A 13029-nucleotide genomic window follows, 5' to 3' on the forward strand; every position below is an offset into this window, starting at 1 on the left:
GGCGTGTCGCGCGCGACACGCCGACAGCACCCCTCAGGCGGTCGAGGCCGCCGGCGGAACCACCACGACCCCGCGGGCCGTGGTGGCCACCACGGGAGGGTCCAGGAGCTCGGCCGCGGACTCGCCGCGCTCGGGGGCACCGCGGCCGACCACGCGGACCTCGAACTCCATCTCACGGCTGCGGGCGCCGGCCCGCACCAGTCGGGCCTCGATCTCGATGACGTCGCCCGCCCGGACCGGCGCCTTGAACTGGACGTCGGAGTACGACGCGAACAGCCCCTCGTCGCCGTCCGTCCGGATGCACATCTCGGTGGCGACGTCGCCGAACGCAGCGAGCGAGTAGGCGCCGTCGACGAGGTTCCCGGCGTAGTGCGCGTGGCTGTAGGGAACGTAGCGGCGGTGGGTGACGGTCAGTCCGACCGTCGCGGTGCCGGGGGCGGTCATGACGTCTCCTTGGTGCGGGTGTGGGCGGGGGCGAGGGCGTGGACGAGGTAGCTGGCGACCTCGCCCGGAGTGGTGCCGCGCCCGAAGATCCGGTCCACCCCCAGCTTGGGGGCAGAGCCCTCCTCGAAGCGCGGACCACCGACGACGAGCAACGGCACCTGTCCCGCAGGGTAGGCCTCACGGAAGGCCGCGCTCATCGTCGTCGTGTTGTGGATGTGGGCGTCGCGCTGGGTGACGACCTGGCTGACCATGACGGCGTCGGCCTTCTCGGCCCGGGCGCGGGCGACGAGCTCGGGGACGAGGACCTGGGCGCCGAGGTTCACGACCTTGATCTCCCGGTAGTACTCCAGCCCCTTCTCTCCCGCGAAGCCCTTGATGTTGAGGATCGCGTCGATCCCGACCGTGTGGGCGTCCGTGCCGATGCAGGCGCCGACCACGACGAGCTTGCGTCGCAGCCGGGCCTTGACCGCCTTGTTGACCTCGGCGGGGCTCAGCAGGGGGAACTCGCGTTCGACGACGACCACGTCGCGCAGGTCGACGAGGTGGGTGGCGCTGCCGTACACGACGAAGAAGGTGAAGTCGGGACCCATCGGCTTCGCGTGGACGAGCAGGGCCGGCTCGAGGCCCATCTTGGCCGCGAGCTGGAGCGCGGCGCCCTCGGCGCGCTTGTCGTGCGGGACGGGCAGGGTGAACGACACCTGCACCATGCCGTCGCCGGTGGTGTCGCCGTAGGGGCGGACGATGTCGGGCGTCTTGCGCGCGGCCTTGGCTCCCTTGGTGGTGGCCTTGGCGGGCATGGGGTCGAGCGGCATCGCCTTGTCGGTGGTGCGCGGGTCCTGGGCCGGGGTCATCGGGTCTCCCCCGTCTCGAGGAGGGTCGTCGCGGGGTTGTCGTAGCCGTCGGCGCGGACCACCACCCCGTCGAGGCCCTTGCCGGCGTTCGCGGGGCGCTTCATCAGGCCGAAGGTGCCGTCGGCGATCGCCTCGAGCAGGGGGGCCTTGCCAGGCTCCTCCGTGATCGCGGTGAGCAGGTCGATGGCCTCGCCGAGCACGCCTCGCGCACGGGTCTGGATGAACCCGTCACGAGGTGGGTGGAAGTCCTCGGTGAGACCCCCGGCAGCGTTGAGCACGTAGCGGACGTTCTGGAGGGCGAGGTCGCGGTCGGACAGGAACGGCGTCACCACGGCCTCGGTCATCATGCCGACGAGCAGGATGCCCTGACCGGTCATCGCCCCGACGAGGTTGAAGAACCCGTCCAGGAGGTACCCGCGGAACACGTCGCCGGTCATGTGCTTGGTCGGCGGCATCCACTTCAGCGGCGCGTCCGGGAAGAGCTGGCGGGCGAGCAGCGCGTGCGCGAGCTCCATCCGGAACGAGTCGGGGATCTCGGGGTTGATCTCGAACGCGTGGCCCAGGCCGAGCTGCCAGTCGTCGAGACCTGCCTCCTTGGCGAAGTACTCGTTGAGCAGCTGGCTCACGGTCACCGTGTGGGCGGCCTCGACGGCGTCGGCGGTGGTGAGGTAGTTGTCCTCGCCGGTGTTGATGATGATCCCGGCGCGGGCGTGGATCTGGCGGCTGAACCGCTGGTCGACGAACGTCCGGATCGGGTTGATGTCGCGGAACAGGATCCCGTACATCGAGTCGTTGAGCATCATGTCGAGCCGCTCGAGCCCGGCCAGGGTGGCGATCTCGGGCATGCAGAGGCCGGACGCGTAGTTGGTCAGCCGGATGTAGCGACCGAGCTCCTTGGACGTCTCGTCCAGGGCCGCCCGCATGAGCCGGAAGTTCTCCTGGGTGGCGTACGTGCCGGCATACCCCTCGCGGGTGGCGCCCTCGGGCACGTAGTCGAGCAACGACTGCCCCGTGGAGCGGATCACCGCGATGATGTCGGCGCCCTCGCGGGCGGCGTTCTGCGCCTGCGGGATGTCCTCGTAGATGTCGCCGGTGGCGACGATGAGGTAGATCCACGGACGCTGCTGCGGGTCGCCGTGGCGCTTGATGAGGCGGTCGCGGTTGGCTCGCTGCTTGTCGATGGCGCGTATGCCGCGGCTCACCTCGCGGCGCGCGTCCTTGGCGGCCGCGGTGGCGGCCTTGCCCTCGGGGAGCCGGAACTGGACCGAGCCGCTCGCGGCCTTCTGGGCCAGGGTGAGCAGGTCGGACGCCTCTCCCCTGCGCAGGGCGTCGAACACGGGGCTGGTGATGCCGTGCTCGAGCCCGACCTCGGCACGGACCGCGTCGACGAGGTGGTTGACCCACGGCACCCGCTCGTGGTCGGCGCCGGCCAGGCCGGCGAGGCGCAGCGTGGCGCGTTCGACGCTGACGGTCGTGTGGCTCCGGGCCAGCTTGACGACGGGTCGGCCGGCCTTGCGAGCCAGGGTGCGGGCCCGGCGGACGTCAGCCGGGTCGAGGTCGAGGAGGGGTTTCRCACGCGAAGACACGCGGCAAATCTAGCAGCGCGAGAGAGAATTTCCGGCCGCCAGTCCTCTGTGCCGCAAATTCTCCCTTCCCCGATCGGGGATCACGAGCTGAACGCGCCCGAGTCGAAGACGGTCCGGCCGCGCACGACGGTCCGCTGACAGGTCGGTGAGGGGCTGCCGGGTGAGAGGTCGGGCAGGCCGGGCGTCCCTGACCGTGGGTCGGTGGACCAGGTCTGGATGCGGTCGTCGGGTGCCTGCACCACGAGGTCGCCCACCTCCCACACGGCGAAGCTCGCCGGCAGACCAAGGTCGAGGTAGCCCCGGTCGTCGTAGCCGGCGGCCCGCCAACCACCGCGGGTGTGCGCGAGGAACGCTGATCGGGCGGACACCCGTTGTGCCTGGTCGTGGTGGAAGATGGCGGCCCGCACCGCCTCCCACGGGGCGAACGGGGTCACCGGGGAGTCGGACCCGAACGCGACCGTCATCCCCGCGGCCATCATCGACGCGAAGGCGTTCATCGGGGCGCAGTCGCCACCCCCGCGTCCGTGGACGCGGTCGGCGCCCAGCCGGGCGGCATACATGCCCTCGTCGCCGCCCCAGAAGGCGTCGAAGGCGGGCTGGACGCTGGCACTGACCCCGAGTCTCACCAGACGCTCGATGCCGTCACGCGAGATCATCTCGAGGTGCTCGAGGCGGTGCCGGTTCCGCGTCACGACCGGAGCCCCCACGAGCGCGGCAGCGGCCTCGAAACCCTCGATCGCGGTGTCCACCCCGGCGTCGCCGATGACGTGGAACCCCGCCTGGACGCCCGCCAGTGAGCAGGATGCGACGTGGTCGCGCACCTGCTCGACGGTGAGGTAGGCGTTGCCGGAGTGACCGGAGGCGTCGGAGTAGTCCGCGCGAAGGTGGGCGGTCCGTGACCCGACCGACCCGTCGATGTTGAGGTCGCCCGCGAGCCCCCGCGCGCCGCGCAGGGTGGCGACGTCGCGAGCCTGCGCCTCGTCGGCCACGAGCTGGGCCCAGTAGCCGATGGTCTGAGGGCCGTCACCGCGCTCCCCCGCCGCCAGCACCTCGGCGAAGTCGTCCGTGCCCGACAGGGTGCGCCCGCCGTTCTCGTGGACCAGTCCGATTCCGGCGGCCGCGGCGGCCTGGAGGGCGAGGTCGATGTCGGCCCGTCGCTGCGCTGGGGTGACCGCGCCGTTGAAGGCCTCGCGGGCTGCGTGGTGGGCGTCCTTGGTGACCAGGCCGTCACCCTCCCAGCCGGGAAGGTCACGGGCACCGGAGGCAGCCGCGAGGGCCGACGAGATGACCGCTGAGTGGCCGTCGACGCGGGGCGAGTAGACGACTCCCCCGTAGGTCGCGCGGTCCAGCTCGACACCCGTGTGCGGCCGGCGCTCGGCCCAGCCGCCCTGGTCCCAGTTGGGGGCGTAGACGGGGCGGCCCTGGTTGGCACGCGCGGCGTCCTCGATGCGGCTGAGCGCCTGGACGACCGACTGCGTCGCGCCGAGGTCGACCCCGCGCAGACCGGCCCCGGTCTGGGACGTGTGGGCGTGGGCATCGACGAACGCCGGGGTCACGAGGGCCCCGTCGAGCTCCACGATCTCGTCGACGGCGTCGACGTGCACGGCCGCCGCGTCGTCCCCGCCGATCCAGGCGATGGTGCCCGTCGCGTCGTCGACCACCATCGCGTTGGCGAAGGGGTCGATGGGGGTGTAGACGAAGCCGCCGCGGTACAGGGTGGTCACGCCAGCACCCTAGACGGGACGGTCCTGCCGCAGGACGGCGAGGCAGGCGCGGGCGATCTCCAGCTCCTCGTTGGTCGGGACCACGTAGGCCGCGATGTGGCTGTGGGCCGTCGTGACCAGCCGGGTGGGCTCCCCCGCGACGTTCGCCAGCGCGTCGACCTCGACCCCGAGGACCTCGAGCCCGCGGAGCACGGCGTGCCGCACCTCGGCGCTGTTCTCACCGATGCCACCGGTGAAGGCGATGGCATCCACGTGGCCCAGCGCCACGGCATACGCACCGATGTACTTGCGCAGCCGGTAGACCATCACGTCGAAGGCCAGGTCGGCGTCCGCGTCGCCGGCCGCACGCCGCTGCTCGAGCTCGCGCACGTCGGAGATGCCGGCCAGGCCCACCAGGCCGCTGCCCTTGTTGAGCGCCTCGTCGTATGCCGTGGAGTCGAGGTCCGCGACGCGCTCCAGATAGGCGCCGAGCGCCGGGTCGACGTCACCCGAGCGAGTGCCCATCACCAGGCCTTCGAGAGGCGAGAGCCCCATCGAGGTGTCGACGCTGCGACCACCCTGCACCGCGCAGGCGCTGGCGCCGTTGCCGAGGTGGAGCACGATCACGTTGCAGTCGGCGGGGCTGCGGCCCAGGAGCTCCGCCGTACGCCGGGAGACGTAGCGGTGCGACGTGCCGTGGAATCCGTAGCGCCGCACGTGGTGGCGTTCGCGCCACGCGGCGGGCACGGCATACGTGTGGGCACGTGGCGGGAGGGTCTGGTGGAAGGCGGTGTCGAAGACGGCAACCTGCGGCACGTCGGGGAAGGACTGTCGGGCGCTGAGGATGCCCTCGAGGTTCGCCGGGTTGTGCAGGGGCGCGAGCGGGACGAGCTCGCGGATGGCTTCGATGACGTCGTCGTCGACGACCACCGGCTCGGTGAACCGTGGGCCCCCGTGCACGACCCGATGGCCCACGGCGAACAGCCCCACCTCCTCGAGGTCCGGTCCGTGCTCGCGCAACGCCTCTCGGGCCGCGTCGAGAGCATCCTTGTGGTCCGTGCAGGTGACGTCGCGTTCGTGGGTCGCATCGCCGCCGGTGTGCTTGAGCCGTCCTGGTCCCCCGATCCTCTCGACCAGCCCTGAGGCCGCCGTGGCCCCTGTGTCGGCATCGATGACCTGGTACTTCAGCGAGGACGACCCGGAGTTGACGACCAGGACCGTGTGCGGGGCCGGCATCAGGCGCCGGCCTGGATCGCCGTGATGGCGATCGTGTTGACGATGTCGCGCACCAGCGCTCCACGGGACAGGTCGTTGACCGGTCGGTTGAGGCCCTGGAGGACGGGGCCGATGGCGACGGCCGACGCGCTGCGCTGAACTGCCTTGTAGGTGTTGTTGCCGGTGTTGAGGTCGGGGAACACCAAGACGGTCGCACGCCCCGCCACCGGGCTGTCCTTGAGCTTCGTCGCCGCGACGTGGGGGTCGACTGCCGCGTCGTACTGGATGGGACCCTCGACGAGCAGTTCCGGAGCACGCTGGTGGACCAGCGCCGTGGCGGCGCGGACCTTGTCGACATCAGCGCCGGTCCCCGACTCACCCGTCGAGTAGGACAGCATCGCCACCTTGGGCTCGATGCCGAACCGCTGTGCCGTGCGGGCCGAGGAGATCGCGATGTCAGCGAGCTGCTCGGCGGTCGGGTCGGGGTTGACGGCACAGTCGCCGTAGACCAGCACGCGGTCGGCCAGGCACATCAGGAAGACACTCGAGACCACGGACACGTCGGGCGCGGTCCGGACGATCTCGAGGGCGGGGCGGATCGTGTGTGCCGTGGTCGTGATGCACCCCGAGACCATGCCGTCAGCGAGCCCCTGGTGCACCATCATCGTGCCGAAGTAGGACGGGTCGACGACCCGGTCACGGGCCTGGTCGAGGGTGACGCCCTTGTGGGCCCGCAGCGCGGCGTAGTCGGCGGCGAATCCTTCGCGCAGGGAGCTGCCGGACGGGTCGATGACGGCCGCCAGGGAGATGTCCGCACCCAGGCGGGCTGCGTTGGCACGGATCGTCTCCTCGTCGCCGAGGAGCGTGAGCTTGGCGATCCCCCGTGCCAGGACGGTGTCGGCCGCGAGCAGGATCCGGTCCTCGGCGCCCTCCGGCAGCACGATGTGGGCGGCCGCGGCCCGCGCGTCGTCGACCAGCCGGTGCTCGAACATCAACGGGGTGACAGCACCCTCCCCCGTCGTCGCGACCGGCCCGAGCAACGCCTCGGCGTCGAGTCCGCGCTCGACCATGGCCACAGCGGCCTCGAGCTTCCGGGTGGACTCGGGGGTCAGGCGCCCGCGCGCCGCGCCCAGCCTCGTGGCCGTCGTCATCGTGCCGCCGTCGGTCGCGATGACCGGCAGCACCACGTCGAGGCCCTCGATGAGCCGCTCGACCTGCGGCGAGAGGGGGAACCCGCCGTTGAGCACGATTCCCGACAGCGTCGGGAACGTCTTGGAGCGGTGGGCGAGCAGGACGCCCAGGACCACGTCCTCACGGTCACCGGGCACGATCACCACGCCACCCTCGATGAGCCGGTCCAGGACGTGGGGCATGGTCATGGCTGCGACAACCAGACCCATGCACTCGCGGTCGAGCCACCCCGCCTCGCCGTGGACGAGCCGGCCCGAGCACGCGTCGACGAGGTCCTTGACGGTCGGGGCACGCAGCAGTGGCGTTTCCGGGAGCGACTGCACGGGGAGCCCGACCCGGTCCGACACGGCGGTCGTCGTGGCCGCCAGGAGCTCTCGTGCCACCTGGTTGGCCACCACGCCGGTCACGTGCGCGTGCGCCTCGCGTGCTGCCGTGACCGCCATCTCGGCTGTCGTGGCGACCTCCGCGGGATCGTGCCCCTGTGCCGGCACGACCAGGAGCAGCCGGGAGCCGAGGTTGGCTGCCACCGCGGCGTTGACCGAGAACTCCGTCGGCGCCGCGACGTCGGTGAAGTCCGACCCCACGACGAGGACGACGTCGTGGTCGCGCGCGACGTCGTGGAAGCGGTCGACGATCACCCCCATGGCCCGCTCGGGCGAGGCGTGCAGGTCGTCGTAGGTCACGCCGCACGCCTGCTCGGCCGAGAGGTCGCCGGGCAGCTGGGACAACAGCGTCAGGACGAGCTCGTCCGGCCCCGCGGCGCGGACGATGGGGCGGAACACGCCCACCCGGCCCGCGCGTCGGCTCAGCTGGTGCAGCAGTCCGACCGCCACCGCCGACTTGCCGGACCGGGCTTCGGTGCCGGCGATGTAGATGCTGGTGGTCACGGGGTCGAAACTACCGGCCCGACTCGTCCGGCGCGCTGCGGTGCAGCGGCCCCCTCCAGGTCCAGTCCGCGATGTCGGGCAGGTCCTCGAGGTGTTCCTCGATGTAGGGCCGGTGCTCGGCGAGCCGGCGCTTGCACAGCTCGGTGAGCGCTTCCGACCCGGGCACCTGGCGTTCTGCCCGCCGCAGCACTTCCTGGGCGAGGTGGAACCTGCTCATCCGGTTGAGCACGACCATGTCGAAGGGCGTCGTGGTCGTGCCCTGCTCGTTGAAGCCGCGGACGTGGAAGCGCCCGGGGTCGCTGCGCCCGTGGATGAGCTGGTGCACCGCACGGGGGTAGCCGTGGAACGCGAACACGACGTGCTTGTCGGCCGTGAAGAGGCCGTCGAACTTGCTGTCCGGGTAGCCGTGGGGGTGGTCGTTCTCGGGAAGCAGGGCCATCAGGTCGACGACGTTGACGAAGCGCACCCTGAGCTCGGGCACGTGCTGGGCGAGCAGCTCGGCGGCGGCGAGCGCCTCCTGGGTCGGGACGTCGCCGGCGCAGGCGAGCACGATGTCGGGCTCGTCGTCAGGTGCGCAGGTGCTGGCCCACTCCCAGACGCCGGCTCCCGCCGCGCAGTGTGCGTGGGCCTCCTCGAGCGAGAGGTACTGCAGGTGCTTCTGCTTGTCCACGACGATGAGGTTGACGTAGTTGGTGCTGCGCAGGCAGTGGTCGGTGATGGACAGCGTCGTGTTGGCGTCCGGGGGCAGCCACACCCGCACGACCTCCGGCGACAACGGGATGAGGCAGTCGATCAGGCCTGGCCCCTGGTGGGAGAACCCGTTGTGGTCGTTGCGCCAGCACGTCGAGGTGAGCAGCACGTTCAGCGACGACACGTCGGCCCGCCAGGGCAGCTCCTGCGCGTGCTGCAGCCACTTCACGTGCTGCACGGCCATCGACGCCGACACCATCGCGAACGCCTCGTACGTCGCGAACACCCCGTGCCGGCCGCTCAGCACGTATCCCTCGAGCCAGCCCTGGCACAGGTGTTCGCTCAGCACCTCCATGACCCGGCCATCCGGGCCGAGGTGGTCGTCGGTCTCCCGTAGTGGTCCCATGAAGCAGCGATCGGTCACCTCGAACACCGGCTGCAGGCGGTTGCTCGCCGTCTCGTCCGGGGAGAACAGCCGGAAGGTGCCGCCTCCGTCGGGTCGGGTCGTCGCGGCATACAGGTCGCGCATCAGGCGACCGGACGTGCTGGTGTTCTCGACCGAGTCCTGTCCGCGAGTCGTGGGCGTGAGGGGGACCTCGTACGCTGCCAGGTCCTGCGCTGGAAGCTCCGTGCGCAGCCGTCCGCCGTTCGCGTAGGGCGTCGCCGACATCCGCTTGTCCCCTCGGGGCGCGAGCTCCCGCAGCTCGGGCACCAGCCGGCCGTCGTCGTCGAACAGCTCGTCGGGGCGGTAGCTGCGCAGCCACTCCTCGAGCAGGCGCAGGTGTTCGGGGTCGTCGGCGAGGCCGGCCAGCGGCACCTGGTGGGACAGGTTCGTCCCCTCCACCTGCTCGCCGTCGACGACGTCGGGACCGGTCCAGCCCTTCGGTGTCCGCAGCACGATGGCCGGCCAGGGGTGACGTACGGGCTCGGCCGGCCCGTCGCCACTGCGTGCGGTCGCCTGGATGCCCAGGATCCGGTCGTGGGCTGCCGCCAGTGCCGCACGGAAGGCCGGGAACACCTGCTCGGGGTCGTCGCCACTGACCGTCACCGGATCCCATCCCTGGCTGCGCAGGTAGGCCTCCACATCCGCGTCGGAAGTCCGTCCCAACACGGTGGGCCCGGCGATCTTGTAACCGTTGACGTGCAGGATCGGCAGCACCGCACCATCGCGCCGCGGGTTGAGGAAGTTCGGCAGCCGCCATGACGCGGCCAGCGGGCCCGTCTCCGCCTCCCCGTCGCCGACGACGCACGCGACCACGAGCTCCGGGTGGTCGAACGCCGCGCCCGCCGCATGCACCAGCGCGTATCCGAGCTCGCCACCCTCGTGGATCGACCCGGGGGTCTGCACGCTGACGTGGCTCGGCACGCCACCGGGAGCGGAGAACTGCCGAAAGAGCTGGAGGACGCCAACACCGTCGTCGCCGACGTGAGGGTAGATCTCGCTGTACGTGCCTTCGAGCCACGCCGCGGCCACGAGCGCCGGGCCGCCGTGACCCGGGCCGGTGACGTAGAGCCAGTCCGTGCCGGTCTCCCGGATCCGCCGGTTGACGAGGGCGTAGACCATCGACAGGCCGGGGCTGGTCCCCCAGTGGCCGAGCAGGCGGGGCTTGGTGTGCGCCAGGGCCAGGGGCTCACGCAGCAGGGCGTTGTCCAGGAGGTAGATCTGCCCGACCGTCAGGTAGTTGGCCGCAGCCCACCATCGCAGGTCCAGCTCGAGGTCCTCCGGGGCGTAGGACACGGTCTCGGGCACGGCGGACGTCTGCGGCATGCGCCCACGACACCACGGACCGACACCGGAGCGGAAGGCCTTTGGTCCCGCGGCTACTCCGCGAGGCGGCCTTCGAACAGACCCCTCACCGCGGCGTTGCCCCGGATGAGGTCGAGGGCGTATGCCGCGTGGCCGGGCACGTAGCCGTTGCCCACCAGCATGCGCACGTCGGCGGCGACGCCCTCGGCGCCGAGGGCTGCTGCGGCGAAGTGCGTGGCCATGGAGAAGAAAATGATCGTGCCGCCCTGGGCCGTCGACAGGATGGCCGGCTGCTCGCACCCGGGGACGTCGACGCAGACCACCGTGATGTCGGCGGGTCCACCGGCGGCTGCGACCGCTTCGGACAGCCCGAGCGGGCTGCGGGCGTCGGCGATGACCACCTCGTCCGCCAGGCCAGTGCCGGCCAGCAGGTCGGCCTCGCGGTGGAACGGCACCACAGCGATCCGACGGCCCGCACCCGCATCCGCCGCCGCGGCGAGCGACAGCGAGCCGGACTTGCCGGCCGCGCCGAGCACGCACACCGTCGGGCTTAGGCCGCGCGCGGCATACTCCCCCACGACGCGGGCCACGAGCGCTGGTGCGCCGCACACGTCCATGACCATGAGGGCGAGGTCCGGGGTGAGGTCGTCGGGCAGCTGGGCTGCGATCGAGCGGCCGAAGAGGATGGCGTGCCCCTGCGCCGGGACCCGCTCGGAGCGGCCGTCCCAGCCGGCCAGCTCGTCGGTGATGACCAGCGGCGTGAGCGACAGGGAGACGAGCGTCGCGACGCGGTCCCCGACCGACAGGCCCAGGGTGGACTCCGGCCCGACCTCCTCGACGGTGCCGATGAGCATGCCGCCGGAGCCGGTGACAGGGTTCTGCATCTTGCCGCGGGTGGCCACGATGTCGAGCACCTCTGCCCGCAGTGCCGCGCCGTCGCCCGCGTGCTTCTCGGAGAGCTGACGGTAGGAGGCCGCGTCGAGGTTGAGCGTCTCGATGCTGATGCGGACCTCGTCCGGCCACAGCTCGGGCGAGGCGTCGAGCCGCTGGGCCGCCTGGGGCAGCGAGGCCCCCGCGGGCTCGAGGACGCGGTGCAGACCCACCGGCGAGGACGGCGTGGATCGGCAGTTGATCGACGCAGGCACAGAATCTCCTATCAATTGCGACACAGAGCGCAAATCTTGCGGTCGGATGTCGATTTCATCGGAACCTGTCCCGTATCCTGCCACGTATGAGCACCGCGATCGAGCAGCCCTATGTCTACCGCCACCGCGAGCTGGTGGAGCCCGACTGGACCCGTTTCGCGGGCTGGCGTGACGTCACCGCCGAGGACTGGGCCAGCGCGCAGTGGCAGCGGGCGCACTGCGTCAAGAACATCAAGCAGCTGCGCGAGCTGATGGGCGACCTGCTCAGCGACGCCTTCTATGCCGACCTCGAGCGTGACCAGGCCGAGCGCGCCACGATGTCGATGCTCGTCCCCCCGCAGATGATGAACACCATGGTCAGCGAGATGACCTGGACCGACGGGCGGATGCCCGCCGCCGGTGCCGAGTTCACGCGGGCGTTCTACGCCGACCCGATCCGTCGCTACATGCTCCCGGTCTTCTCCGACCGCCGCACCGACTGGCCGTCCCACCCGCACGCGACCCGCGACAGCCTGCACGAGCACGACATGTGGGTCGCCGAGGGCCTGACCCACCGCTACCCCACCAAGGTGCTCGCCGAGCTGCTCCCGACCTGTCCGCAGTACTGCGGCCACTGCACCCGCATGGACCTCGTCGGCAACTCGACCGCCGTCATCGACAAGCTCAAGCTGACCGGCAAGCCGGTCGACCGCTACGCCGCGATGCTCGCCTACCTGCAGCAGACGCCCCAGGTGCGTGACGTCGTCGTCTCGGGTGGCGACGTCGCCAACATGCCCTGGAAGAACCTCGAGGGCTTCATCGACAAGCTGCTCGACGTCGAGAACATCCGCGACATCCGGCTCGCGACCAAGGCGCTGATGGGCCTTCCCCAGCACTGGCTGCAGCCCGACGTCGTCGAGGGTGTCGCCCGCGTGTCCGCCAAGGCCCGCTCGCGCGGCGTCTCCCTGGCGATCCACACCCACGTCAACAACGCCCAGTCCGTGACACCGCTCGTGGCCGATGCCTCCAAGGCGATGCTGGAGGCGGGCGTGCGCGACGTGCGCAACCAGGGCGTCCTGATGCGCGGCATCAACGACTCGGTGGAGCAGTTGCTCGACCTCTGCTTCGCCCTCCAGGACGACGCCATGATCACGCCGTACTACTTCTACATGTGCGACATGATCCCGTTCTCCGAGCACTGGCGGCTCTCGCTCGCCGAGGCGCAGCACCTGCAGCACTCGATGATGGGCTACCTGCCCGGGTTCGCCACGCCGCGCATCGTCTGCGACGTGCCGTTCGTGGGCAAGCGCTGGGTGCACCAGGTCGACAGCTACGACACCGAGCGCGGAATGTCGTTCTGGCGCAAGAACTACCGCACCTCGATCGAGAACGCCGACACCGACGCCCTGTCGCGCGACTACGTCTACTACGACCCGATCTACACCCTCCCCGAGGCGGGCCAGCAGTGGTGGCGCGAGGAGGGCGACCACGAGGCTGCCCACGCGGTCGCCGTCGAGCGCGCAGCGGCCAGCCGCGAGGCCTCACTCGTCTGAGTGCACGTCCTGCGGGTGCCCGGTGTGACCTTCCCGAC

At 71.1% G+C, this 13029-nt stretch carries 9 protein-coding genes; 1 reads left to right on the forward strand and 8 read right to left on the reverse strand.

All coding sequences use genetic code 11. The features are described from left to right. Positions 1 to 33 precede the first annotated feature (33 nt). The 8 genes from kal to kdd form a co-directional block, all read right to left on the reverse strand. Complete coding sequence (gene kal / locus AC1DVZ_RS07725) at positions 34 to 444, reverse strand: 3-aminobutyryl-CoA ammonia lyase (protein WP_477617602.1); 411 nt, start codon at positions 442 to 444, stop codon at positions 34 to 36. Next, positions 441 to 1295, reverse strand: a complete 855-nt coding sequence (kamE, locus tag AC1DVZ_RS07730) for a lysine 5,6-aminomutase subunit beta (RefSeq protein ID WP_477617603.1) — start codon at positions 1293 to 1295, stop codon at positions 441 to 443. The genes kal and kamE overlap by 4 nt, the downstream gene beginning before the upstream one ends. Next, a complete protein-coding gene (gene kamD / locus AC1DVZ_RS07735) occupies positions 1292 to 2881 on the reverse strand; it encodes a lysine 5,6-aminomutase subunit alpha (protein WP_477617604.1) in 1590 nt (529 codons plus the stop codon). The genes kamE and kamD overlap by 4 nt, the downstream gene beginning before the upstream one ends. An 80-nt stretch (positions 2882 to 2961) precedes the next feature. Then, a complete protein-coding gene (locus AC1DVZ_RS07740; protein WP_477617605.1) occupies positions 2962 to 4605 on the reverse strand; it encodes an amidohydrolase in 1644 nt (547 codons plus the stop codon). 9 nt (positions 4606 to 4614) lie between these two features. Beyond that, the gene (locus AC1DVZ_RS07745) at positions 4615 to 5820 is read right to left on the reverse strand and encodes an acetate/propionate family kinase (RefSeq protein ID WP_477617606.1); all 1206 of its coding nucleotides are present in this window, start codon (positions 5818 to 5820) and stop codon (positions 4615 to 4617) included. Then, a complete protein-coding gene (gene pta, locus AC1DVZ_RS07750) occupies positions 5820 to 7877 on the reverse strand; it encodes a phosphate acetyltransferase (RefSeq protein ID WP_477617607.1) in 2058 nt (685 codons plus the stop codon). The genes AC1DVZ_RS07745 and pta overlap by 1 nt, the downstream gene beginning before the upstream one ends. Before the next feature lie 10 nt (positions 7878 to 7887). After that, a complete protein-coding gene (locus AC1DVZ_RS07755) occupies positions 7888 to 10335 on the reverse strand; it encodes a phosphoketolase family protein (RefSeq protein WP_477617608.1) in 2448 nt (815 codons plus the stop codon). Positions 10336 to 10388: 53 nt separating this feature from the next. Continuing rightward, a complete protein-coding gene (gene kdd / locus AC1DVZ_RS07760; protein ID WP_477617609.1) occupies positions 10389 to 11459 on the reverse strand; it encodes an L-erythro-3,5-diaminohexanoate dehydrogenase in 1071 nt (356 codons plus the stop codon). A gap of 86 nt (positions 11460 to 11545) precedes the next feature. On the opposite strand from kdd, the gene AC1DVZ_RS07765 reads away from it, so the two are divergent. Further along, positions 11546 to 12991 (forward strand): KamA family radical SAM protein, encoded by a 1446-nt coding sequence (locus tag AC1DVZ_RS07765; RefSeq protein ID WP_477617610.1) that lies wholly within the window; start codon positions 11546 to 11548, stop codon positions 12989 to 12991. Positions 12992 to 13029: the final 38 nt, after the last annotated feature.

It is taken from the genome of Pedococcus sp. P2_E5, from assembly GCF_056403895.1.

Excerpts from the sequence above, each read along its gene's own strand:
- kal (WP_477617602.1), bottom strand. The coding sequence starts at position 444 with ATGACCGCCCCCGGCACCGCGACGGTCGGACTGACCGTCACCCACCGC.
- kamE (WP_477617603.1), bottom strand. The coding sequence starts at position 1,295 with ATGACCCCGGCCCAGGACCCGCGCACCACCGACAAGGCGATGCCGCTC.
- AC1DVZ_RS07745 (WP_477617606.1), bottom strand. The coding sequence starts at position 5,820 with ATGCCGGCCCCGCACACGGTCCTGGTCGTCAACTCCGGGTCGTCCTCG.
- AC1DVZ_RS07755 (WP_477617608.1), bottom strand. The coding sequence starts at position 10,335 with ATGCCGCAGACGTCCGCCGTGCCCGAGACCGTGTCCTACGCCCCGGAG.
- AC1DVZ_RS07765 (WP_477617610.1), top strand. The coding sequence starts at position 11,546 with ATGAGCACCGCGATCGAGCAGCCCTATGTCTACCGCCACCGCGAGCTG.